At 61.4% G+C, this 24,390-nt stretch carries 17 protein-coding genes; 11 read left to right on the forward strand and 6 right to left on the reverse strand.

The window, feature by feature from the left end:
- Window positions 1-12: 12 nt before the first annotated feature.
- Entirely contained in the window at window positions 13-1,011 is a 999-nt protein-coding gene (locus AACL53_RS02520; protein WP_339082148.1) for an FAD-dependent oxidoreductase, read from the forward strand.
- Here the strand turns inward: AACL53_RS02520 and AACL53_RS02525 are convergent.
- Complete coding sequence (locus AACL53_RS02525; protein WP_339082150.1) at window positions 967-4,413, reverse strand: acyl-[ACP]--phospholipid O-acyltransferase; 3,447 nt, start codon at window positions 4,411-4,413, stop codon at window positions 967-969. The two genes, AACL53_RS02520 and AACL53_RS02525, sit on opposite strands and share 45 nt — an antisense overlap.
- 159 nt (window positions 4,414-4,572) lie before the next feature.
- Here AACL53_RS02525 and thiS point away from each other — a divergent pair, with 159 nt between their 5' ends.
- The 5 genes from thiS (at window position 4,573) to hemH (ending at window position 8,559) form a co-directional block, all read left to right on the forward strand.
- Window positions 4,573-4,791, forward strand: coding sequence for a sulfur carrier protein ThiS (thiS, locus tag AACL53_RS02530; RefSeq protein ID WP_339082152.1), 219 nt, complete (start codon window positions 4,573-4,575; stop codon window positions 4,789-4,791).
- A gap of 46 nt (window positions 4,792-4,837) precedes the next feature.
- Entirely contained in the window at window positions 4,838-5,653 is an 816-nt protein-coding gene (locus tag AACL53_RS02535; RefSeq protein WP_339082154.1) for a thiazole synthase, read from the forward strand.
- 7 nt (window positions 5,654-5,660) lie between these two features.
- Window positions 5,661-6,278, forward strand: a complete 618-nt coding sequence (locus tag AACL53_RS02540; RefSeq protein WP_339082156.1) for a thiamine phosphate synthase — start codon at window positions 5,661-5,663, stop codon at window positions 6,276-6,278.
- A gap of 103 nt (window positions 6,279-6,381) precedes the next feature.
- On the forward strand, window positions 6,382-7,458 hold the full coding sequence (locus tag AACL53_RS02545; protein ID WP_339082158.1) for a CHAD domain-containing protein: 1,077 nt from the start codon (window positions 6,382-6,384) through the stop codon (window positions 7,456-7,458).
- Window positions 7,459-7,497: 39 nt separating this feature from the next.
- Entirely contained in the window at window positions 7,498-8,559 is a 1,062-nt protein-coding gene (gene hemH, locus AACL53_RS02550) for a ferrochelatase (RefSeq protein WP_339082160.1), read from the forward strand.
- A gap of 45 nt (window positions 8,560-8,604) precedes the next feature.
- Here the strand turns inward: hemH and AACL53_RS02555 are convergent, their stop codons facing one another.
- A complete protein-coding gene (locus AACL53_RS02555; RefSeq protein WP_339082162.1) occupies window positions 8,605-9,636 on the reverse strand; it encodes an SIS domain-containing protein in 1,032 nt (343 codons plus the stop codon).
- A gap of 193 nt (window positions 9,637-9,829) precedes the next feature.
- On the opposite strand from AACL53_RS02555, the gene AACL53_RS02560 reads away from it, so the two are divergent.
- On the forward strand, window positions 9,830-11,461 hold the full coding sequence (locus AACL53_RS02560) for an outer membrane beta-barrel protein (RefSeq protein ID WP_339082164.1): 1,632 nt from the start codon (window positions 9,830-9,832) through the stop codon (window positions 11,459-11,461).
- A 29-nt stretch (window positions 11,462-11,490) separates the two neighbouring features.
- Here the strand turns inward: AACL53_RS02560 and AACL53_RS02565 are convergent, their stop codons facing one another.
- On the reverse strand, window positions 11,491-12,387 hold the full coding sequence (locus tag AACL53_RS02565; RefSeq protein ID WP_339082166.1) for a UTP--glucose-1-phosphate uridylyltransferase: 897 nt from the start codon (window positions 12,385-12,387) through the stop codon (window positions 11,491-11,493).
- A gap of 200 nt (window positions 12,388-12,587) precedes the next feature.
- Here AACL53_RS02565 and galE point away from each other — a divergent pair, with 200 nt between their 5' ends.
- The 4 genes from galE (at window position 12,588) to AACL53_RS02585 (ending at window position 16,990) form a co-directional block, all read left to right on the forward strand.
- On the forward strand, window positions 12,588-13,589 hold the full coding sequence (galE, locus tag AACL53_RS02570) for a UDP-glucose 4-epimerase GalE (protein ID WP_339082169.1): 1,002 nt from the start codon (window positions 12,588-12,590) through the stop codon (window positions 13,587-13,589).
- A 79-nt stretch (window positions 13,590-13,668) separates the two neighbouring features.
- Complete coding sequence (locus AACL53_RS02575; protein WP_339082170.1) at window positions 13,669-14,934, forward strand: lytic murein transglycosylase; 1,266 nt, start codon at window positions 13,669-13,671, stop codon at window positions 14,932-14,934.
- A gap of 122 nt (window positions 14,935-15,056) precedes the next feature.
- A complete protein-coding gene (locus AACL53_RS02580) occupies window positions 15,057-16,403 on the forward strand; it encodes a GDSL-type esterase/lipase family protein (protein WP_339082172.1) in 1,347 nt (448 codons plus the stop codon).
- 56 nt (window positions 16,404-16,459) lie between these two features.
- Window positions 16,460-16,990, forward strand: coding sequence for a dihydrofolate reductase family protein (locus tag AACL53_RS02585; RefSeq protein ID WP_339082175.1), 531 nt, complete (start codon window positions 16,460-16,462; stop codon window positions 16,988-16,990).
- Between the two features lie 134 nt (window positions 16,991-17,124).
- Here AACL53_RS02585 and AACL53_RS02590 read toward each other — a convergent pair whose 3' ends face one another.
- The 3 genes from AACL53_RS02590 to AACL53_RS02600 all read right to left on the reverse strand — a co-directional run bounded on the left by AACL53_RS02590 (window position 17,125) and on the right by AACL53_RS02600 (window position 24,383).
- Window positions 17,125-18,564: a glutamate synthase subunit beta gene (locus AACL53_RS02590; protein ID WP_339082178.1), complete on the reverse strand. Its 1,440-nt coding sequence runs from the start codon at window positions 18,562-18,564 to the stop codon at window positions 17,125-17,127.
- Window positions 18,565-18,606: 42 nt separating this feature from the next.
- Complete coding sequence (gene gltB / locus AACL53_RS02595) at window positions 18,607-23,337, reverse strand: glutamate synthase large subunit (RefSeq protein ID WP_339082181.1); 4,731 nt, start codon at window positions 23,335-23,337, stop codon at window positions 18,607-18,609.
- 587 nt (window positions 23,338-23,924) lie between these two features.
- Window positions 23,925-24,383, reverse strand: a complete 459-nt coding sequence (locus AACL53_RS02600; protein ID WP_339082183.1) for an Hsp20 family protein — start codon at window positions 24,381-24,383, stop codon at window positions 23,925-23,927.
- Window positions 24,384-24,390 lie beyond the last annotated feature (7 nt).

Below are 24,390 nucleotides of genomic sequence, written 5' to 3' on the forward strand. Positions count from 1 at the left end.
AGAGTTTCGACCTTGAGCAAACCGTCAATCCTCGTCGTCGGCGCCGGCATATTCGGCCTTTGGCAAGCATTTGCCTTGGCGCGCGCCGGATATCGCGTACGCCTGATCGAGGCGGGTCGCGATCCGTTTGCGCGATCATCGAGCCGTTGGGCTGGGGCGATGATCGCGCCGGAGTGCGAGGCCGAAGGTGCGCCGCTCAGCGTTCGCGATTTGGGACGTGAAGGGCTCCGCATTTGGCGCGACACCTATCCCGACATCATGAGCAACGGAACACTCGTGGTGGCGCACGCACGCGATGCGGGGGATCTGGCTCGCTTCGCCAACATGACGGAAGGCCATGCGGCGGTTGCGGGTCCACGCATCGCCGATCTCGAGCCGTCGCTCGCCGGCCGTTTCGAGCGCGGGCTTTATTTCGAGAGCGAAGCGCACGTCGATGCGCAAAAAGCAATGAGCTGGCTCGTCGATCAGCTTCGCTTGCTCGGTGCGGATATCCAGTTTGAAAGCCGTTGGAACGGCACGCCGGAAGACGTTGCGATCGATTGCCGGGGGATTGGCGCCCACGAAGATCTACCGTCGCTCAGGGGTGTGCGCGGCGAACGCGTTCTCATTCGAACGAACGATGTGAGCTTGTCGCGCCCGGTTCGCCTCCTGCATCCGCGTCAGCCGATCTATGTCGTGCCGCAGGGGGATGGGCGGTTCGTCGTCGGCGCGACCGTTATCGAGCGGGAAGACGATGGTCCGATGTCGCTCCGATCGGCGCTCGATCTTCTCGGCTCGGCCTATGCGGTGCATCCGGCGTTCGGGGAGGCATCCGTTCTCGAGATGGGCGCGGGGGTCAGGCCTGCTTTTTCCGATAACGTGCCGCGGATCATTGTCGAGGACGCGGGGCGCGTCGTCCGCGTCAACGGTGCGTACCGGCACGGGTTCCTTCTGGCGCCGGTACTTGCGCGGGCCGTTGCCGGTTATCTATCCGACAACCGGCGTGAGGGGCCGCTGTTCGCTGCTCCCTGAGGGGCTAGCCTTGGCGGCCAACGTTTGCTTCGCGAGTTCGAGAGCTGCAACATAATCGGGCTTGCCGGAGCCGAGCAGCGGAATTTTCGACACGACGAAAACGTCCGCGGGCGTCATAAGCTCGGTTACGCCCTTTCTGCGCACGAACTGAGAGAACGCGTCGCGCGTGCAATTCGGATCGGTCGTCAGCAGCGCCAGGCGCTCGCCTTTTCGCTGATCGGGGAGGGCGACGACGACCGGTATCTGTTGCGGCCAAAGCTCGGCGGCCAATGCCTCCACGGCGGACAGCGAAATCATCTCGCCGCCGATCTTGGCGAACCGCTTGGCGCGGCCTTTGATCATGATGAAGCCCTGCGGATCGATATCGACGATATCGCCCGTGTCATGCCAGCCGTCCGTTGGCGGTTCGAGAACACCGGGGTTTTCGGCCCGATAATAGCCGAGCATCACGTTCGGCCCGCGAACGTAGAGGCGGCCGCCGGCCTCTATGCCGGGAACCGGATCGAGGCGCGCTTCCATCAGCGGCGAAAGGCGGCCGACGCTGCCAGCCTTATTCGCAAGCGGCGTGTTGATCGCGAGTACGGGCGCGGTTTCCGTCACGCCGTAGCCTTCGAGAATGCGCACGCCGAAACGATCCATGTAGAGTTGCCTTGTCCGATCCTTTACCGCCTCGGCGCCCGCGAGAATGAGGCGTACGCGCGCGAAATCATAAGGGTGCGCGACGCGTGCATAGCCGGCGAGGAAGGTGTCGGTGCCGAACATGATGGTGGCATTCGACTGATAAACGAGTTCGGGAATGATGCGGTAGTGCAGCGGCGTCGGATAGAGATAGACCGGCACGCCGGCGACGAGTGGCATCAACAGGCCCGCGGTCAAGCCAAACGAATGGAACACTGGAAGCGCGTTGAAAACCTTGTCGGTGCCGTTGCAGGCAACGCGCGTGAGGCTTTGAGCACAGTTCGCCAGAATGTTTCGGTGAGAGAGAACCACGCCCTTTGGCGTTCCTTCGGAGCCCGACGTGAAGAGGATTGCTGCGGGCGCGTTGTAGTCGGCTTTGACTTGGGGCCTTCCACCTTGCACGAGGCCTTTCAGCTTATCGCCAAATGTTATCGTCGGGCGCACGTCTTCCAGATAGATCACGCGCACGACCGCTTCGAGGGCCTGGATGAGCGGCTCCAGGTGTCCCTTTTCAACGAAGACGCGGGATGTCAGCACGACCGACACGTTCGCCGCCTTGCAGGCAGAGACGACGTTGGCAGCCCCGGCCGAGAAATTGAGCATCGCCGGGACGCGCCCGACCGTCTGCAGTGCGAAGAACGTCACCGCGACGCCCGCGGAATTCGGCAGCAGCACGCCGACGGATGACCCAGGCGGCGGCAACATCGGCGCGAGTTTCGCTCCCAGCACCTGCGCGCCGACGATCAGCTTCTTGTATGAGAGCTTGGTTCCGAGCGGATCTTCGATCGCAGGCTTGCCGGTGTCGCGCGTCTTGTGGGCGGCTACGAGCGCTTCGAAGAGCGTTTGATCGATCGGCGTCGTCAGCACTGCAGAGTCAGTCATGATGTCTTGCAACGCCGCGCCTGCCGCCTGGCGCCGCGCCTTGCCGCGGAGCGCAGGATCGACCTTCAGCCAGACCGGAGGAAGAATGGTGACGATTGTCTTCGGAAACCAGACTTTCTTTGTCTGAGAGCTGCTGAGATAGCCAAAATGCGAGCGCTCAAGGCCATCGATGCGAACGGGAATGACCGGTGCATTCGCCTTGTCCGCGATCATCGCCGTGCCGTCGTAGACTTTCATCAGTCCGCCGGTGACGGTCAGGCGTCCCTCGGGGAAGATCACGAGCGAGGTTCCATCTTTGACGGCCTGGATCAGATGGCGCATGCCGAGCGGGCGCGTTGGATCGACCGTGTAGAACTGTGCGAGCTTCAGGAACGGCTTCGCCCACCACGTGTTGGCGATGGCGGTATCGACTGCATAGGCATTGTGGGACGGAAGAAGCCCGTTCAACAATCCCGCATCGAGAAGGCTGACGTGGTTGGGCGCGATGATGGCGCGTTGTCCGGGTTTGGGGAGATTTTCGAGACCTCTGACCTCCAGCCCGAAGAACGTTTTGAACATGAAGACGACGACGTCCTTCACGCCCTCGGCGCCCCAAGCTCGAAGGACGAGCACCACGACGAGAAGGTTTGCAACTCCGAGGCCGGCATAGAGGAGCGCGACGGAGATCTTCTCGTACTGGAGCCCCGCGATCGCGATGCCGACGAGCGTCATGAATGCGGCCGACAGGACGTTGCATCCGGCGATGACGCGAGAGCGGCGCTCGACGGGCGACCATGCCTGTACGGCTGCAAACGAGGGTACGATGAAGAGGCCGCCGGCGAATGCAATGCCGGCGAGGTCGACAAGCATGTGAAGGCCTTCGACCGAGGTCAAAATGGCTGCCGCGCCGAGGGGTTCCGGAGCTGGCTTCATGGCGGACGCGACCCACGCCAGATCGAGCAGGAAAAGGCCCATCAACAGTGCACCGATGGGGACGAGCGCGAGGTTGGGCCGATTGGTGCTGGCGCGCGCCGCGACGATAGATCCGAGTGCAACTGCGACCGCAAATGTGAAAAGCGCCAGCGTATAAACGGATGGTGCGCCGTTCAAGGTTTGTGGAATGAGGTTTTGCAGCAGTGCCAGCACGGCGGCGCCAACAAGCCAGAACCAGGACGTGATAAGTGCGCCTTGCCAAATGCGTTTGTCGGCGCGCAGGTCTTTCAACAGCGTGGCGGTCGAGGTGACGACGTTTCTATCGACGACGAGATCGGGCACCGAGGACGGCGCGGGCGGAATGAAGCGCGCCGAGATCCAGCCGAGCACCGAGATGCCGACGATGGCGCTCGCGATGATGATGATTTCCGTCTCGCCGCCTGACGCGAGATTGCCGCCGATGGTTCCAATCAGAATCGCTATGAAGGTTGCGCCTTCGATCAGGGCGTTGCCGGATGGAAGCTCTCTGGTTTCGAGATGGGACGGGAGCAGCCCGTATTTTACTGGTCCGAAGAAGGCGCTGAGTGTGCCGAAGAGGATGAGAGCCGCAAACAGCAACGGCACCGATGGCAGTATGAATCCGGTGGCCGCGATTACGGCGACCGGAATTTCCAAGAGGCGAACGCGAACTGCAACCTTCCCCTTGTCGAACTTGTCGGCGAGCTGTCCCGCAAGCGCGGAGAAGACGAAGAAGGGAAGTACGAGGGCCGCGCCTGCAAGCGTTCCGAGGGCCGGGCCGTTTTCCATCGCCAGCTTGTAGACGACGAGCATCGCCAGGGCGTTCTTGAGAAGGTTGTCGTTCAGGGCAGCTAGCAGCTGGCTCCAGAAGAGCGGAGCGAAACGGCGAGACGACATCAGGCGCGAAAACATCGGGCGATCCTCAATTTCGACGCCGGAGATTCAGATGCTAATTGCGGCGGATTGGCGGGTCCCTTTGACCCGCCCGGATTATATGCGGTAAAAAACTCTCCAATGCTCTGGTAAACGGCGATTAAATGCCCATGTCCGCCCTTCAGGTCAAATTGAGCGATGCTACAACACGAAGCGAGCACTGAATTGATCGTCAACGGCCGCAAAACCGTCAGTGAGGCTGGTACGCTTGCGGCGCTCATTGTGGAGCAGGGCCTCGGCGAGGCGAAGGTCGCGACGGCGCTCAACGGACAGTTCGTGCCTGAGGCGCGGCGTGCTACGACGGCGTTGAGCAGCGGCGACCGTGTCGAGATCGTATCGGCTCGGCAAGGCGGATAAGATCGGCGCCTAAACTCAGCGGTCAAAAGGACGAGTTACGCTTAAAATGAACGTTCGTGATCAGTCGTTGCATGCGGGGCGTGCGCTCACCGTTTACGGGGAGGCGATTTCTTCGCGGCTTCTGGTCGGGACGGCGGGCTATCCGTCTCCGGCCATTCTGGCAAGCGCGGTGAAGGCGTCGGGTGCGGAGATCGTCACCGTCTCGTTGCGCCGTGAGGCCGCCGGCGGGAAGGCCGGCGAGCGGTTCCTCGACATCATCAAGGATTTGGGTGTTCGTGTTCTTCCCAACACGGCCGGATGCCGGACGCCGGGGGAAGCCATTGCCACCGCCCAGATGGCACGCGAGCTTTTCGGAACGGACTGGATCAAGCTTGAGGTCATCGGCAACGACGACACTCTGCAGCCGGATGTCTTCGGTCTCGTCGAAGCGGCTGGCACGCTCAGTCGCGACGGCTTCAAGGTTCTGCCTTATACAACAGAAGATCTTTCCGTCGCCGAACGGCTGCAGCGCGCCGGATGCGAGGTGATCATGCCGTGGGGCGCGCCAATCGGCAGCGGCCGCGGTCTCGCCAACGTTCAGGCGCTGACAAGCTTGCGCGCCTACTTCCCCGATGTGACGCTGATCATCGATGCGGGCATCGGCGCGCCGTCGCACGCGGCGCTCGCCATGGAGCTTGGCTACGACGCCGTATTGCTCAACACGGCGGTTGCGAAAGCCGCTGATCCGGTGAAGATGGCGGCGGCATTCGCGTCGGCGATCCAGTCGGGGCATTTGGGGTATGAAGCCGGGCTGATCCCGCCTCGCGATATGGCGGTACCGTCGACGCCCGTCGCCGGCACTCCGTTTTTCGATCTCGATTGAACGTGCTTTGAATTCAACGCAAACCAAGCTCGCGCGCTTTTATCCGATCGTGCCCGACGTCGGTTGGCTCGAACGCATCGTGCCGCTCGGCGTGAAGCTCGTGCAGCTCAGGATCAAGGATAGTTCTCCAGCCGAGATCGCGGCGCAAGCGAAGCGGGCGTTCGATTTCTGCCGCGAGAACAACTGTCAGCTCATCCTCAATGACTATTGGGAAGTCGCGCTCGATACCGGGGTCGACTACATTCATCTCGGCCAGGAAGATCTGCGCACGGCTGATTTCGAGGCGATTAAGCTCGCTCGGATCAGGTTTGGGGTATCGACGCACGATGAAGCCGAACTCGAGATCGCTCTGGCTGCGGAACCTGACTATGTGGCGCTGGGCCCGATTTACGAAACCAAGCTCAAAGCCATGCCCTGGGGGCCTCAAGGGCTTGAGAAGGTTAAGGAATGGCGCGGTAAAATTGGTCAGCTGCCGTTGGTCGCCATCGGCGGTTTGACGCCGGAGAGGGCCACCGGGGTGCTGGCGGCGGGGGCCGATACCTTGGCCGTCATAACCGACTTCATAACGGCCTCAGACCCAAATGAACGCGTGGTTCAATGGTTGCGACAGTTGGAGGCTCGATAAGTAGGGCAACCATGTGTTAACTATCGCGGCGTTGTTTGTGACAGTTTTATGTGGTTCGGATCTACGACAAGCCTTCTCCTCTTTTCGAAGCCGTTCCCGCGTTATGCCGTATCGATTCAAAATCAACGAGCCCGTCGAAAAGGGTTTTCGACGCATTGCGCGCGAGCAATTCGATAGCTCGATTGCGGAATTGGCGGGTCCGACGGCCGATCCCAAGAGCGTGCACGAGTGCCGGAAATCCATCAAGCGGCTGCGCGCGCTCATACGTCTTACGGCGGCGACCATCGGAACCAAAAAGGCGCGGCGGCGCACGAAGGCGCTCGGCGAAATCGGGAGACTTCTGTCGGCCCGGCGCGACCAGACCGTCATGTTCGAAACCATCGAAAAACTTGCCCAGGAGTTTCCGGAGGCAGGAGCCGCATTCGCGCCATTGAAGGCGACGCTGACAGCGCGGGCGGGAAATCAGCCGGAGCGGCTCGACGCCGAGACGGCCGATCGCGCGCGCGGGTTGCTCGGCGCGGAAGCGAAGAAGATCGAGCGTCTCGATTTCAAGCATCAGGGCTTCGCGGCGCTCGCGGGTGGCCTCGACACAAGTTACCGGAAGGCCAGGAAGGCGATCGCCTACGCTTACGACGAGCCGACGGATGAAAATTTCCACGAATTGCGGAAGGCCGTGCAATGGCATTGGCGTCAGATGGCGCTGCTTGCGCGTGCGTGGCCGGATGAATTCGCGGTCCGGGTGAATGCCTCGCGTGAGCTATCGCAGTGGCTCGGCGACGACCATGATCTTGCAGTGCTGGCCGCTGCTGTCTCGGCCGCACCCGATATGACGGACGAGCAGAAGGAAGCGGCTATCTCCATTTGCCGGCGGCAGCAGCAGGTTCTCCGCGCAAAGGCCGAATTTCGCGTGAAGCGGCTATTCTCCGAAAAGACGCGGGCCTTCATCAAGCGCGCGGCGGCATATTGGGAGCATGGCCGGGCATTGGATCCGCTGGTCGACGCACCATCTCTAGTGCCGCCGGGTCCGAAACCGGCGGATGCCGTACGGGCCGACGCCAATGGCCGGGCTGATGAGCGGAGCGATGAACGAGGGGGGGAGCCTGAAAAAGCCCGGGCGTCGTCCAAGCCGAGGCTTGCCACGAAATCCGTCGCCTCTGCCCCATCGCAACGGCGCGCATGATCCGTTAGGGTCGCGCTGATTTCTGATTTCGGAGAGCGGATGAACGAAGTTCCAAAACAAGATCGCTTTGATACCGAGTCCGTGAAGCTGCCGCCTGGGCATGCTCCGGTCGCGCTCGGCCGGGTCGGCATTCTTCTTCTCAACCTCGGAACGCCCGACGGCACCACATACTGGCCGATGCGCCGCTATCTGCGGGAGTTCCTGTCCGATGAGCGCGTCATCGAGGAACCGAAGTGGAAGTGGTGGCCGATCCTCAATCTCATCATTCTGACGTCGCGGCCGAGCCGAAAGGGGCGCGACTACGCGACCATCTGGAATAACGAGCGCGACGAAGGCCCCCTGAAGACGATCACGCGCAATCAAGCCGAGCAATTGACGGCGAGGTTCGGGGGTGAGCCGCGAATCGTGGTCGACTGGGCGATGCGCTACGCCAACCCGTCGACGGAGAGCCGCATACTTGCGCTCAAGGAGCAAGGTTGCGACCGCATTCTGTTCGTGCCGCTTTATCCGCAATACGCGGCGGCGACGACTGCGACTGCGTGCGATCAAGCATTTCGGGCGCTGATGAAAATGCGCTGGCAACCGGCGGTTCGCACGGCGCCAAGCTATCATGATCATCCCGCTTACATCGATGCGCTCGCGCGCTCGATGCGCAAGAGTTTGGCCGAACTCGATTTCGAGCCGGAGAAAATCATCGCGACCTTCCACGGCATGCCGGAGAAATATTTCAAGGCGGGCGATCCCTACCATTGTCAGTGCCAGAAAACGTCGCGGTTGCTGCGGCAGAAATTGGGAATTCCCGAGGAGCGCTGGCTGACGACGTTCCAGTCGCGTTTCGGCAACGATCCCTGGCTGCAGCCCTATACGGATAAAACCGTCGAAGCGCTGGCCAAGTCGGGCGTCAAAAAATTGGCTCTGGTTGCGCCGGGATTTTCGGCCGACTGCCTCGAGACGCTCGAAGAACTCGACGTTGAGAACCGGCACATTTTCGAGTCGAACGGCGGCGAGAAATTCGCTTATCTCAAAGCGCTCAACGACAGTGCTGAAGGCGTCGATGTGATCGAGGCGGTGGTGCGCCGGGAGCTGCAAGGCTGGCTTTGACCGGCCGCGCAGCTTGCCGCGTGCAACTTGTTTCGTGCAGCTCGCCTAGGCGACGCCCAATCGCAGCAGATCGTGAACGTGCACGATGCCGATGGGCTTCTGCTTCTCGACGACGAACAGCGCGGTAATGCGCGATGAGTTGATGAGCTCCAGGGCGGCCGACGCGAGCAGTGTCGGCGCAATCGTCTTGGGCTTCGCCGTCATCACGTCATCGACTTTGGCTTCGAGCAATTTGTCGCCCATGTGACGGCGCAAGTCGCCGTCGGTGATCACGCCGAGCAGCTTGCCTTTGCTATCCGTCACGCCGACGCAGCCGAAGCTTTTCTCGGTCATGGCGACAAGTGCTTCCGACATCAGCGCGCCGCTGCCGATCAACGGCAGTTGATCGGACGGATGCATGACGTCGGCGACGTACTTGAGGTTGGCGCCGAGAGATCCGCCCGGATGGAAGATCTTGAAGTCGTGGGCCGTGAAGCCGCGCGCGTCGAGCAACGCGATGGCGAGACTGTCTCCGATCGCGAGCTGAATGGTGGTCGAGGTCGTCGGTGCGAGGCCGTGCGGGCAGGCCTCCTTCACGCGCGGCAGAAGCAACAGAATGTCGGCCTGCTCTCCGAGCGCGGAATTCGCCTGCGAGGTTATCGCGATCAATGGAACCGCGAACCGGCGAGAATAGGTGATGATGGGCTTCAACTCGACGGTTTCGCCGGACCACGACAGCGCGAGGATGAGATCCGATCGCGTGATCATGCCGAGGTCGCCGTGTGAGGCCTCGCCTGGGTGGACAAAGAACGCGGGCGTCCCCGTGGAGGCGAACGTTGCGGCGATCTTCTGGGCGACGTGACCGCTCTTGCCGATGCCAGTCACGATGACCCGGCCCGTGACGGCCTTCAGGCGTCGAACGGCTTCATCGAAAGCCGGCGCCATCGGGCCGGCGACCTCGTTGGCGAGCTGGGCCAACCCTTCGGCCCCGAGGTTGAGCGTTCGAAGCGCTGAAGCGATCGGCGTCGTCTGGTCGGTTTCGCTTTCAGCTTCCCGGCGCTCGCCTTCGGGCAGCTGGAATGGAATTACCTTCTGCATCCGCTCGATGTTCCCCCGTTGCGCGATCGATCGACCCGTCCAAAAAAAGACTCGGCCGAACCGCGTTAACACTTTCGCGTCTGGCGGCGCTCGAAGCAACCCCTGCGAGCATTTTAAACCGGCATTAACCAACCGTTTCTACGGTCGATCGTTAGTAGCGTTTCGAGTGGAAGTCGCGCATGGGGACGCTGAAATGGTCGACCGGCCGTTCGCCTGGTTGATAAGTGGAATTGTGGCTGTAACGCTCTCGGGCGTGTTCTGTCCGTCTGTCCGCGCTCAGGTACCTAATGCCGCACAAGGCGGCGAGACGACGATCAGCGAAAGTTATGCGTCCGGGCCGACGCGGCCGATCTCGCTCCAATCCGATTCCCAAGACGATGACGATGCCGCGGCGTCGGGCGACGATCCAAATTTCAAGACGACCGAACAAGACCTGCTCGACCCGGCTTCGAAAGCGGGACAAGCGGCGGATGGCGACGCGGGCCTCACAGCCGATACTTCGGGTGTCGTCGATGGCGGCGTCGATGCGGCGGAGCCGGTCGAGGGGACCGATCCTGCCGCCAGCGAGGCGCGGGATGGTGATGATGCGGCAATCTTCGCTGGTCCGCCTGCCGGTTACGACCCACTGCTCTTCCAGATCGAAGATCTCAATCCCTACGTCGATAACCGAACGCCAAGGCGCCTCTTCCGTCAGGAGCCTTATGATCCGGTCGGCATCAAGGTCGGTAGTTTCGTGCTCTTTCCCGAGGTGGAGTTCGGCGCGTCCTATTACTCGAACGTCTTTCACGCGCCCGGCTCGCCGTCCGATTGGGCGATGGATGTGAAGCCAGGAGCGCGGCTCGTTTCGAACTGGGGAACGCATGCGCTCGAGTTCAGAGCCGTCGGCGTGCTGAGTTTCTACAATGATTTTCCGACCGAAGACGATCGCGACTATACGCTCGAGGCGCGCGGGCGGCTCGACATAACGAAGCGCACGAATATCCAGGCGCTCGTTTCCCGGCAGCAATATCTCGAGAGCCGTTCGGCGCTCGATGCGAGTTCGGCCGGCACGCGATCGGTCATCGATACGAACCGCGCGGAACTTGCCTACAATCAGCGCTTCAATCGCCTGTCGTATCAGCTGCGCGGCAGCGTGCAGGACTATACTTACGGCAGCGTCGAAGATGACGGCCGGGTCACCTCTAACAGCGATCGCGATTACACGATCTATGAAGAGACGTTCCGGACCTCGTGGGAGTTCAAGCCATCGTTCTCGCCCTACTTCGAGTTCGCCTATAATCATCGCGACTATGGCGAAGCGGCGCAGTACGATTTTATCAATCGTACTTCGAACGGCCAGCGTTACCGGTTCGGCGTGTCATTCGGAAATACGGGCGAAATTATTCGCGGTGACATCAGTCTCGGCTACGGTATTCAGACGCCCGAAGATTCGCGTCTGCACTCAGTCGACGGTTTGACGTTCGATGCCAACGCGACGTGGCGGGCGACGGCACTGACGTCGGTTCTGCTCAACGCCAGTACGGATGTTTCCGAGACGACAACCGCCAACGTCGGCGGCGCATTCTTTCGCACGGTCGGCGTTGAGGTTCGTCACGAGCTCAGAAGCTATCTCGTTGCTTCGGCTGGGTTGATCTATTCCAACCAGAACTCGCAAGACGGGATCATCAACGATACCGAATGGCGGCAAACGGCGGGCATCGAATATTATGCCAACCGCAACACCGTGCTCTTCGGGAAATACGCGCACGTCGATTTCAATGGCGTTGGCGCACCGAACGACTACGTCGGAGACGAAGTCCACTTCGGCGTCCGGTTGCGCCAATAGGGATCTTCGCTGTTAAGCGGCTCGGACCCTTATTTATTGGTCGCGAGCAGCCGGTTCAAATCACGCCGGAAGTCGTCGGCGAGATCCGGTCGCTCAAGGGCCAGCGCGACGTTGGCTGTCAGAAATCCGAGCTTCGATCCGCAGTCATAAATCTCGCCGTCGAAACGTACGGCGTGGAATGGCTGGTCGGCGGCCTGCATCAGGCCGATCATCGAGTCGGTGAGCTGGATTTCGCCGCCCGCGCCCCGCTCCTGCTTCTCGAGAAGGCCGAAAATTTCAGGCTGCAGGACGTAGCGGCCGGTGATGTGCAGGTTAGACGGCGCGGTGCCTTGCTTCGGTTTCTCGACCATTCCGGTGATCGGGGAAACCTTCGCCTTTGCATCCATTACGCCGACGATGCCGTACTGATGCGTCTGATCATCGGGCACGGGGGCGACAGCGATTAGGTTGCCGCCTGTCGTGGCGTAGGCTTCGATCATATCGGCGAGGCATGACGAGCGGCCATGGTGGAGCATGTCCGGCAGGAGCAATGCAAACGGCTCGTCGCCGACGAGTTCCCGCGCACACCAAACGGCGTGGCCGAGGCCGAGTGGAGACTGCTGGCGGGTAAAGCTCGTTTGGCCCGCCTGCGGAAGGTCGCGCGCGAGGGCCTCGATCTCTTTGTTCTTGCCGCGGGCGGCAAGCGTCGATTCCAATTCGAACTGCTTGTCGAAGTGATCTTCGATGACTCCCTTGTTCCGTCCCGTGACGAAAATGAAATGCTCGATGCCGGCGGTGCGGGCCTCGTCGACGACGTGCTGCAAGACGGGCCGGTCGACCACGGTCAGCATTTCCTTGGGCACGGCCTTCGTCGCGGGGAGAAATCGGGTTCCGAGACCGGCGACCGGGAAGACGGCTTTACGGATAGGTCTTTTCACAACGCTCATCATATGCTCCGAGGACAGCAGAAGCGGTCTAAGCCCATTTGGTAACGATTTATGTCTAATCCCCGAATTTGAGAAGTTTCTCGCGGGGAACGCGGGAGGGTCGTTTGCGCCGGGGCGCCGTCTCCTTTAGGTCTGAACGGCCTTTTTGACGGAAAATCGGCCGCGAGTGTGGGTATCTAACTCGGGAGTCCAATGCAACCATGAGCGTTCTCGTCACGGGCGGTGCCGGCTACATCGGCAGCCACATGGTGCTGGAGTTGGTGGATCGGGGTGAGGACGTCGTCGTCATCGATAATCTGTCTACGGGATTTCGGTGGGCCGTTGATCGCCGGGCGACGCTGGTGGTGGGAGACATTGCCGATAACGCTCTCGTCGAGGAAACGATCCGTGCTCATGGCGTGAATGCGATCATTCACTTCGCCGGGTCGATCGTGGTGCCGGATTCAGTCGCCGACCCGCTCGGCTATTATTTGAACAATACGGTCAAATCACGGGGCCTGATTGCGGCGGCCGTCCGGACCGGCGTCAAGAATTTCATCTTTTCCTCGACCGCCGCCGTCTACGGGAATCCCGAAGACAATCCCGTTTCGGAAAGCGCGCCTCCGGCGCCGATGTCGCCCTACGGTTCCTCGAAGCTGATGACCGAGATCATGCTGTCGGACGCCTCGCGCGCACATGATTTCCGTTTTGTCGCACTTCGCTATTTCAACGTCGCGGGCGCCGATCCCGAGGGCCGATCCGGCCAGTCGACGCCGCGCGCTACGCATCTGATCAAGGTCGCGTGCGAAACGGCTCTCGGCAAACGGCCGCAGATGGAAGTCTTCGGGACCGATTATCCGACCGCCGACGGCACCTGCGTGCGCGACTACATCCACGTCAGCGACCTCGCCAACGCGCACTCGGTCGCTCTCGATCATCTGCGCCGGGGCGGTGTTTCGGATATCTTCAACTGCGGCTATTCGAAGGGGTATTCCGTCATCGAGGTCATCGCCGCGGTGAAGCACGTATCCGGCGTCGATTTCAAGGTTCTGCTGTCTCCGCGGCGGCCGGGCGACCCGGCGGCCATCGTTGCCGCGTCGGCCAAAATCCGCGAGAAGCTCGGCTGGCAGCCTCAGCATGACGATTTGGAACAGATCGTCGCGCAGGCGCTTAACTGGGAGCGGCGTGTCGACGCCTTAAAGGCCGCGGCTCACGAGGCGTGAGGCCCCAAAAATGCCCTGAAAATCGGGCACGCGCTGTCATCCGCACTGCGGCCCGCTATGCAAGGAAGGCAGCGATTCAATGCTGTTAATACGACGCCATTTCGAGATTTTGTCTGCTGCTTTCCTGGTTGCGTTCCTGGCGGTTGCGATGACCTTTGCGGCGCCGGATGTTCACGCGAAACCGGCGGACGAGTTTCGTGCGTTCGTCGAGACTTTGTGGCCCGACGCAAAGAGCGCCGGCGTCAGCCGCCAGACGTTCGACACCGCCTTTGCCGGTGTTGAACCCGACTTGACGATCCCCGATCTCGATATTCCCGGACGGCCCAAAGTCGACAACAGCGGTCAGGCTGAATTCACGAAGACGGCGGCCGATTACTTGTCGAAGCCTTATCTCGAAAAGCTTGCCGTTCAAGGCCGCGCGTTTCTCGCCGAGCACAAGGCCGACCTCGAGCGCATCGAGAAGATGACGGGCGTCGACCGCTATACGCTGGTCGCCATTTGGGGTCGTGAAACGGCTTACGGCTCATATCATCCCCCGAACGATGCGATCCGCATGCTCGCGACGCTCGCTTACACCGGAAAGCGCAAGGAGAAGTTTCGGGAGGAGCTGATCGCGGCGCTCGTGATGCTGCAACAGGGCGTGCCGCGCTCGGACATGAAATCATCGTGGGCCGGGGCGCTCGGCCTCACGCAGGCTATGCCGACCGAGTATCTTAAATTCGCTGTCGACGGCGACGGCGATGGGAAGATCGACATCTGGCGGTCTGTTGCCGATGCGCTTGCATTCACGGCCAAGCAGCTCGAGGGCAAGGGCTGGGTTCGTGGCGCACGCTGGGGGTATGAGGTGATCGCGCCGCCGAAAGCCGATTGTTCGCTCGAGGGACCGCCCGATGCGCGCCCGATCGGCGATTGGGTGGCGATGGGTTTCAAGAAGGCGAACGGCGCGCCGTTCAGCAAGGCGCAACTTGCTGAAGACGCCTATCTCATGATGCCGGCCGGAGCCTATGGCCCGGCGTTTTTGGCAGCCCAGAACTTTCGCGTCATCCGGCTCTACAACACGTCGGATCTCTATGCGCTGTTCGTCGGAAACCTCGGCGACCGCATACGGGGCGAGGGAGATTTCGCGACGCCGTGGAAGTCGTTCGCGCAGCCGAAAACGCAAACGGTTCATGATCTGCAGGCCAAGCTCAAAGTGCTGGGCTATCCGATGGACAAGACCGACGGAAAAATCGGTTCCAACACGCGCAAGCAGATCGGCCTCTATCAGAAGGCCAATGGGCTGAAAATCGATTGCTGGCCCTCCGACGGGGTGTTGGCGCACGCGAATTCGCAGGCGACGCGCTAAGACGAGTGCGTTGCCGGCTGCGGCGGTTGGAGACCCCGTTGGAGACCTGGGGCCGGCGCTGTATGGTGGGGCCCGGAATCAAACCTCGGCAGGCTTGCGGGTTGCAAAAGGCACACGACCGGATGAGCGCCTTCTCCAGGTACCTGACCCCCATGCTCGCCGCGTTTCTCGTGGCGTTTCTCCTGGCGTTTCTGGTCGTGCCTGGATTGCCCGCGCGCGCCGGAGACGAGAATCAGGGCGGGACGTTCCTCACCTCATTTCCGGATAACGACGTCTATCAGGTGAGCGTCTATGGCGACGGGTTTGCGGAAGGTCTGCTCGCGGGCCTCGTCGCAGCCTTCGGTCCGGATATCCGGCTGAATATTCAGCGGCAGGTGACGCCATTTTCGGGCATCGGTCTCGGCGACTTCGACGCGAAAGTCGCGACGCTCGAAAAGGCGATCGCCGCGCAGCCGCTCAACATCGCCATCGTCATGGTCGGCGAAGACGACCGCATGTCATTCCGTGGCCCCGACGGCAAACGATTGCCGGTCGGAGGCGATGCGTGGCTCGCCGAATATACGCGGCGCGTCGATCGGCTCATGCGGGCCTTCAAAGCCAAGAACGCGGGCGTTTATTGGGTCGGCATGCCGAATTTGGCGCGCTCGGATGCGAACGAACTCGCGCAGAAAATGAACGATGTCATCCGCGAGCGCGCTTACCTCAACGGCTATAAATATATCGATGCCTATCAGGGCTTCACCGACGAGAATGGTGCTTACTCGTCTTATGGCCCCGATCTCGAAGGCGCGATCCGGCTCTTGCGTCTCAGGGATGGCGTCCACTTCACGGATGCCGGCAATCGCAAGCTCGCGCATTTCGTCGAGAAGGAATTGCGGCCGGATCTCATTCAGGCCAAGGCCAATCGCAACATCCCGTTGCTCGGCGCCGAGCCCGAGCAGGCGAAGATCAATCCGGACAATGCGGTAAAGACTCCAGCGCCATCGTCGCCCGTGGCGCAGAAAGCGGAGGCCGCTTCGCATGCGCCGGTCGTGCGCGGGGCTTCGCTCGATGGATCGCCGCCGTCGGCAGCAGGTGACGGTACCGGCGATCAGAAGGCGGACAACGGCAAGATCACGCTCAAGATGATCGGCAATAACGGCCGCGAGGAATCTCAGACGATCGAAATCGTCAGGCCAGCGATCCCGGCGTCGGTCGTGACGCTGATGGCGCGGCGCGAAGGATCGGGTCAGAGGGGTGATCTTCTCGTCGATCAGATCGCGGGCGGCTTGACGTTGATGAGTTCGATCTCGCCTGCGGGCAACAAGGATCGCGGACGTCTGTCGCCCACGCAGGCGCCGTATTTCCGGCTGCTGGTAAAGGGCGAGCGGTTGCAACCGAAAGCCGGTCGTGCGGACGATGTGACGTGGCCGCCGAAGCCCGACACGACGAGCCAGGCGAAGCCTTCAGAAGCCGCGCCCCGGGGCTAAGGGATGCGCAACCGATTCACCGGTCCACAGCCAACATGATCCCGCGGTAGCGCAGTATGGCGAAGCTCGTATTTGGAATGAACCAGTCCTTAGACGGCTACGTCGATCACATGGCGTATGCGCCAAGCCCAACGCTTTTCCATCATTACATCGAGCAGGCGCGCGACCAGGTGGGTAGCGTGTACGGTCGCCGCTTGTACGAACTCATGCGATATTGGGACGACGATCATCCCGAGTGGGATGCGGCGCGGCGCGACTTCGCAGCCGCGTGGCGGCGCCAACAGAAGTGGGTCGTTTCGCGCTCGTTGAAGTCGGTCGGCCCTAACGCCACGCTTGTCGACAATGACATCGAGGCGGCTATACGCGCGCTCAAGGCTCAGCTTGTTGGGGAGGTTCAAGTTGGCGGACCAGACTTGGCACGAAGCCTAGGCGACCTTGGTCTTATTGATGAGTATCGGCTGTACCTTCATCCCGTCGTGCTCGGTCGCGGCAAGCCTTTCTTCGCCGGCCCCCGGCCACCGCTCCGCCTTGTGGCCAGCGATCGAATTGGCGAGGACGTGATCAGGTTGACGTACGTTCCCGCTTGATAGCGACGGACGTACTGCGCCTATACGCCATGTCAGTTGCGCTAGAATGCAAGCAGCTGGAGCCGGCACGAATTGCCGGCGCCTGCCTTATCGGTCTCGGCGCAACTGCGCCGCGTGTCGCGTAACGTCGCCGTTCAGCGCGGCAGAACGGTCGAGCCCATCAGGAACTTGTCGATGGTGTGGGCCGCCTGACGGCCTTCGCGGATCGCCCACACGACGAGCGACTGACCGCGCCGGATATCGCCAGCGCAGAAAAGCTTCGGCGAGGTCGCGAGTTTGTAATCCTTGTCCGTCGCGTCCAGCCCCTTGAAGCGCCCGCGCGGCACAACGGGAAGTTGGAACTCCTTGACGATGTCGCTTTCGATTGGGCCCGAGAAGCCCATGGCGAAAAGAACGAGATCGGCGTCGAGCGCGCCTTCGGTTCCCTTGATCGGCTGCAGGTTGGCGTTCACGCGCGTGTAGTGGAGCTTCTTGACCTTGCCGCCTTCGCCCGAGAAGCCCGTCGTAGAAATCGAGTACTCGGTTTTCGCGCCTTCGGCTTGCGAAGAGGACACGCGCAGCTTCAGCGGCCAATGTGGCCAAGAGAGCGCCTTGTTCTCTTTCTCAGGCGGCATCGGCATGATCTCGAGCTGCGTCACGCTCTTCGCGCCCTGGCGGAACGAGGTGCCGATGCAGTCGGAGCCGGTGTCGCCGCCACCGATGACGATGACGTGCTTGTCCTTTGCAGAGATCTCATGGGTCTTTGGCTTCTGCGCCTCGCCGGCATTGCGCCGGTTCTGCTGAGGCAGGAAGTCCATCGCGTAGTGAAGGCCGTCGAGATCGCGTCCCGGCGACTTGGCGAAGAAGTCAAACGGCTGCTCGGAGCCGATCGCGATCAACACCGCGTCGTGCTTCGATTCGAGGTACTTTGCCGAGAGATCCTGGCCGACGTGAATTCCGCAATGGAACGTGACGCCTTCCGCTTCGATCTGCTTGACGCGGCGAGCGATGATCGCCTTTTCCATTTTGAAGTCGGGAATGCCGTAAACGAGCAGGCCGCCCGGGCGGGCGTTCTTCTCGTAGACATGAACGTCATGACCGGCGCGCGCGAGCTGCTGGGCTGCCGCGAGGCCTGCGGGGCCAGAGCCGATAATGGCGACTTTCTTGCCGGTCTTCTTTTCGGGCGGCAGCGGACGGATCCAGCCTTCTTCCCAAGCGCGATCCGCGATCGAGTTCTCGATCGTTTTGATCGTCACCGGCTTGTCGTCGATATTCAGCGTGCAGGCCGCTTCGCATGGCGCCGGGCAGATACGGCCCGTTACCTCGGGGAAGTTGTTCGTCGAATGGAGGTTGTCGGCCGCGTTCTTCCAATCGCCGTGATAGACGAGGTCGTTCCAATCGGGGATCTGGTTGTTCACCGGACAGCCCGTGTGGCAATAGGGAATGCCGCAATCCATGCAGCGCGAAGCCTGTTTCTTGACCTCAGGCTCGGCCAGCGGAACGACGAATTCCTTATAGTGCTTCAAACGCTCTTCGACCGGCTTGTACTTGCGGTCGGCGCGGTCGATTTCCAGAAAACCAGTCGGCTTGCCCATTTCTTCTTTCGTCTTTCTAATTCGCGATTGGCAGAGCGATAGCTATTGCTTGGTTGCGGCCTCAAGCTCAGCCTCGCGATTGGTTTCGCGGGCCTTGGCCAGCTCAGTCAGTGCGCGACGGTATTCGACCGGCATCACCTTTTTGAACTTCGGCAGGAAGGCCGGGAAGTCTTTCAGGATTTCCTGGGCGCGGCGCGAGTTGGTGTAATGGGCATGACGCGAGATGAGCGTGTGCAGGCGTTCGACGTCCTGCTCGCGCATATCGACCATGACGTTACGAACCGCGATCGCGACATCGCCGCCTTGCTGGGCAAGCTTCTGCAGAGAGCCCGCATCAGCCGTCAGCGCTTCGAGCTGGACCATCTCCTTGTTGAGACGGTTTTCGAAGTCGCCCTTCTCGTCGAGCACGTAGGCGATGCCGCCTGACATGCCGGCTGCGAAGTTGCGGCCGGTTTCACCCAGAACAACGACAACGCCGCCGGTCATGTATTCGCAGCCGTGGTCGCCGGTGCCTTCGACGACAGCGTAGGCACCGGAGTTGCGGACGGCGAAGCGTTCGCCGGCGACACCGCGGAAATAGCATTCGCCGGTGATCGCGCCGTAAAGCACGGTATTGCCGACGATGATGCTGTTTTCCGGTACGATCCCGGATTTCGGATCAGGGCGGACGATCAACTTGCCGCCCGACAATCCCTTGCCGACATAGTCGTTGCCTTCGCCGACGAGGTCGAGCGTGACGCCATGCGCCACCCACGCGCCGAACGCCTGTCCGGCCGTGCCTTTGAAGGATAGCCAGATGGTGTCTTCCGGCAGACCGGCATGGCCGAAGCGCTTAGCAACTTCGCCTGAGAGCATGGCGCCCGTCGAGCGGTTGACGTTCCTGATTTCCAGTTCGCCTTTTACCGGTCTCTTCAGTTCGAGCGCCGGCTTCGCGATATCGATCAGCTGGACGTCCAACACCTTTTCGAGGCCGTGGTCCTGGCGTTCGCTATTGAACACCGCGACGCCCTTCGGAGCATGGGGCTTGTGGAAGAGCTTCGTGAAGTCGAGCCCGCGCGCCTTCCAGTGCTCGATGGCGCGATCCTTATCGAGCTGGTCGCTCTGACCGATCATCTCGCTGAAGTTGCGGAACCCGAGCTGCGCCATGATCTCGCGGACTTCTTCGGCGACGAAGAAGAAGAAATTGATGACATGCTCGGGCTTGCCGGAGAACTTCGCGCGCAAGACGGGGTCTTGCGTGGCGACGCCGACAGGGCAGGTGTTCAAGTGACACTTGCGCATCATGATGCAGCCTGCTGCGATCAACGGTGCGGTCGCAAAGCCGAACTCGTCGGCGCCGAGAAGGGCACCGATGACGACGTCACGGCCGGTTCTGATGCCGCCGTCGACCTGGACCGCGATACGGCCGCGCAGCCGATTGGCGACGAGGGTCTGATGCGTTTCCGCAAGGCCGATTTCCCACGGAGAGCCCGCGTGCTTGATCGACGTCAGCGGAGATGCGCCGGTGCCACCTTCGAAGCCGGAAATCGTCACATGATCGGCGCGCGCCTTGGCGACGCCTGCCGCGACGGTGCCGACACCGACCTCGGAGACGAGCTTCACCGAGACGTCAGCCGTCGGGTTGACGTTCTTCAGGTCGTAGATGAGCTGTGCGAGATCCTCGATCGAGTAGATGTCGTGGTGCGGCGGCGGCGAGACGAGGGTCACGCCCGGCGTCGAGTGACGGACCTTGGCGATCGTTGCGTCGACCTTGTGTCCGGGTAGCTGGCCGCCTTCGCCGGGCTTGGCGCCCTGGGCCATCTTGATCTGCATCACGTCGGAGTTGACGAGATATTCCGTCGTCACGCCGAAGCGGCCGGAAGCAACCTGCTTGATCGCGGAGCGCATCGAGTCGCCGTTCGCCATCGGTTTGAAGCGATCGGATTCTTCGCCGCCTTCGCCCGTGTTCGAGCGGCCGCCGATGCGGTTCATAGCGATCGCGAGCGTGGTGTGAGCTTCGCGGCTGATCGAGCCATAGCTCATCGCGCCGGTCGCGAACCGCTTCACGATGTTGGCAGCCGGTTCCACCTGTTCGATGGGAATGGACTTGCGGCCCAAGGATTCCGCCGAGCGCAGGCGGAACATGCCGCGTAGCGTCATCAGCTGTTCCGACTGGTCGTTGATCGACTTCGAGTATTCGCGGAATTTCTGCGGGACGTTGCCGCCCATCGCATCCTTGTTGTCGGTTGCGCGAACGGCGTGCTGAAGATCGGCCACCGTTCCCGGCCGCCACATGTGGGCTTCGCCGCGGACGCGGTAAGCGTATTCGCCACCGACTTCCAGCGCGTTGGCAAGAGTGGGTACGTCGCCGAATGCCGTCTTGTGGCGCTCGACCGTTTCGCGGGCGATCTCTCGGAGGCCGACGCCCTCCACCTGCGTATGCGTGCCGGTGAAGTAGCGATCGACGAAGCTCGAACGCAGGCCGACAGCGTCGAAGATCTGCGCGCCGCAATAGGACTGATAGGTGGAGATGCCCATCTTCGCCATGACCTTCAGCATGGCTTTGCCGATGGCCTTGATGAAGCGCTTCTTGACCATCTCGGGGGTCGTTCCCTCGGGAAGATCCGGCAGCATGGTGTAGAGCGTTTCGAACGCGAGATAGGGATTGATCGCCTCGGCGCCGTAGCCTGCAAGCGTGCAGAATTGATTGATCTCGTGGGCTTCGCCCGTCTCGACGACGAGACCGACCGAGGTTCGCAAACCTTGCTTGATCAGGTGATGGTGGACGGCCGAGGTTGCGAGCAACGAGGGCAGCGCCACGCGGTCCGGACCGGCGCGCCGATCGGACAAGATGATGATGTTGTATTCTTTGGCGCGAACGTACTCTTCCGCTTCGGCGCAGATGCCGTCGAGCGCGGGGCCCATGCCGCCTTCGCCCTTCTCGGCGGGATAGGTGATGTCGATCGTGATCGATTCGAAATCGTTGTCCTTCACGGCGCCGATGCCGCGAATACGCTCGAGGTCTTCGTTCGTCAGGATAGGCTGATCGACTTCGAGCCGCTTCTGCTTCGAGGTGCCCTGAAGATCGAGCAGGTTCGGACGCGGACCGATGAACGAGACGAGACTCATCACCAGCTCTTCGCGGATCGAGTCGATCGGCGGGTTCGTCACCTGCGCGAAGTTTTGCTTGAAGTAAGTGTGCAGCAGCTTCGACTTCGACGAGAGCGCCGAGATCGGGGTGTCGGTTCCCATCGAGCCGGTGGCTTCTTCGCCCTTCTCGGCCATGGGGGTCAGCAGGAACTTGATGCTTTCCTGCGTGTAGCCGAACGACTGCTGCAGATCGAGCAGCGCAACGTTCGACTTCGGCGCGATGATGCCTTTTGACGGGAGCGGCAGGTCGGAGACCTTGATCTGCGTGCGCTTCAGCCACGTTTCATATGGATGGCTTGCCGCGATCTCGGCCTTCAGCTCCTCATCGGAGATGATGCAACCCTTCTCGAGGTCGATCAGCAGCATCTTGCCGGGCTGCAGTCGCCACTTCTTGACGATGTTTTCCTCGGCGACCGGCAGCACGCCAGACTCCGACGACATGATGACGGTGTCGTCTTTGGTGACGAGATAGCGTGCCGGGCGCAAACCGTTGCGATCGAGCGTCGCGCCGATCTGGCGGCCGTCGGTGAACGCCATCGCGGCGGGGCCGTCCCACGGCTCCATCAAGCAGGCATGATATTCGTAGAATGCACGGCGCTTGGTATCCATCGTCGGATTGCCGGCCCAGGCTTCCGGGATCAGCATCATCGCAGCGTGCGAAAGGCTGTAGCCGCCCATGACGAGGAACTCGAGGGCGTTGTCGAAGCACGCGGTGTCGGACTGGCCTTCATAGGAGATCGGCCAGAGCTTCGAGATGCGATCGCCGAATAGCGGCGACGATACGGATGCCTGACGTGCCGCCATCCAGTTGACGTTGCCGCGCAGCGTGTTGATTTCGCCGTTATGGGCAACCATCCGGTAGGGATGGGCGAGCTTCCACGACGGGAAGGTGTTGGTCGAGAAACGCTGGTGGACGAGGGCAAGCGCCGACACGAGGCGCGGATCGGAGAGGTCTTTGTAATAGGCCTTCACCTGATACGACAGGAACATGCCCTTGTAGACGACGGTGCGAGTCGACAGGGACACCGTGTAATGGCCGATGTCGCGACCCTTGTAGGCATCGTGAATTGCGTTCGAGACGACCTTGCGAACGATATAGAGGTGGCGTTCGAATTCTTCCTGATCGGTCATCGATGCGGGTCGGCGGATGAATACCTGACGCTGCACCGGTTCGACGTCGCGCACCATTACCGAGAGACAGCTGTTGTCGACGGGCACCGTGCGCCAGCCGATCAGCTCGAGACCTTCTTCCTTGAGGCAGCGCGACCAGACGCGCTCGCAGTGGGCGCGCAGCCGGTCATCGCGCGGCATGAAGATCTGGCCGACCGCATAGTGACCCGGCGCCGGCAGTTCGAAGCCAGCGGCCTTCGTCTCGGCGGCTAAGAAATCGTGGGGAATTTGTATCAGAATGCCGGCGCCGTCGCCGGAGAGGGGGTCGGCGCCAACAGCGCCACGGTGCTCGAGGTTTTCGAGAATTTTGAGCGCGCCTTCAACAATGGCGTGCGACTTCAGTCCTTTGAGGTTCGCAATAAATCCGACGCCACATGCGTCGCGTTCAAGGGCTGGATCAAAAAGCCCTTGCGCCGCCGGGCGGGTCTCATCGCCGATTTCATCATCCAGCGGATACTGGTAGCCTTCGCTCATCTGTTGCCTCGTTGCCTCGTAGGCCTGTGTGGCCTAAATTTCAAAACTTCGGTGTGGTAGGACGCCTATCGAAGGCGCGGCTCATTCAATGTTTGGTGCAGCGCTACGCCGCCGGAGGAGACCACCGGTCACGCATAGCGCGGGCGTTTTCGGTCACATCGGGCCAAGGCGCTGCGGCGTACGGCATGAAGCCCGCGGCCGAATTCGCGGCTCTGCAAACCGCACATCCTGCTATCAAACACCTAATGTTCTCCCACGCCACGTCACGCCGCAAAGCATTGCCTCGGCCGATCGTGTAACGTCCGCACCGTTCTTCGTGCTAGCCGGATCGGCGCACAAAGGACAGCAATGTTGACCTATCTAACAAATTCTACAGATTTGGCACTGCGGCACAAGCGGTAAGAAGCACTGACCGTCGCAATCGTTTTTGGCAAGGTTCAAGACCTCGCGCAGCAACAAAATTTCCTCAGGCGGAGGGGACAATGCAAACGGCAGCCGCGCCGGGACGCAGCTGCCGCTCGATACGTGGCATTAAGTGGTGAAACGGGGTCCGCCGGGCGCGGGTGTCAGGCGGTGGCCGTCAGACGTCAGGCGGCAGCATTGGCCTCAAGCTGCTGGACGCCACCCGATGTGCCGATCGCGATCGTCCGGGGCTTCTTGCTCTCAGGGACGTTGCGGACCAGGTCGATGTGGAGGAGGCCGTTCTCGAACTTCGCGCCAGTGACATCGACGTGATCAGCGAGCTGGAAGCGGCGCTCGAACGCTCGGGCTGCAATGCCGCGATGCAGATATGTCTTCTCCGCGGCTTCTGGAGCCTTCTCACCAGCAACCGAAAGGGTCTGCTCCTTGACCTCGATCATCAGCTCGTTCTGCGCAAAGCCTGCGACCGCCAGAGTGATCCGGTAGGCGTTCTCTCCGGTGCGTTCAATGTTATATGGCGGATACGTGGATTCGCTGTCGTAGCCGGCGGACTGATCCAACAGCTGGAAGAGCCGATCGAAGCCGATAGCGGAGCGATAAAAGGGAGCGAATTCTGCGTGTCTCATGACATAT

Source organism: Hyphomicrobium sp. ghe19 (assembly GCF_902712875.1).
In the GTDB taxonomy this organism is placed as follows: domain Bacteria; phylum Pseudomonadota; class Alphaproteobacteria; order Rhizobiales; family Hyphomicrobiaceae; genus Hyphomicrobium_B.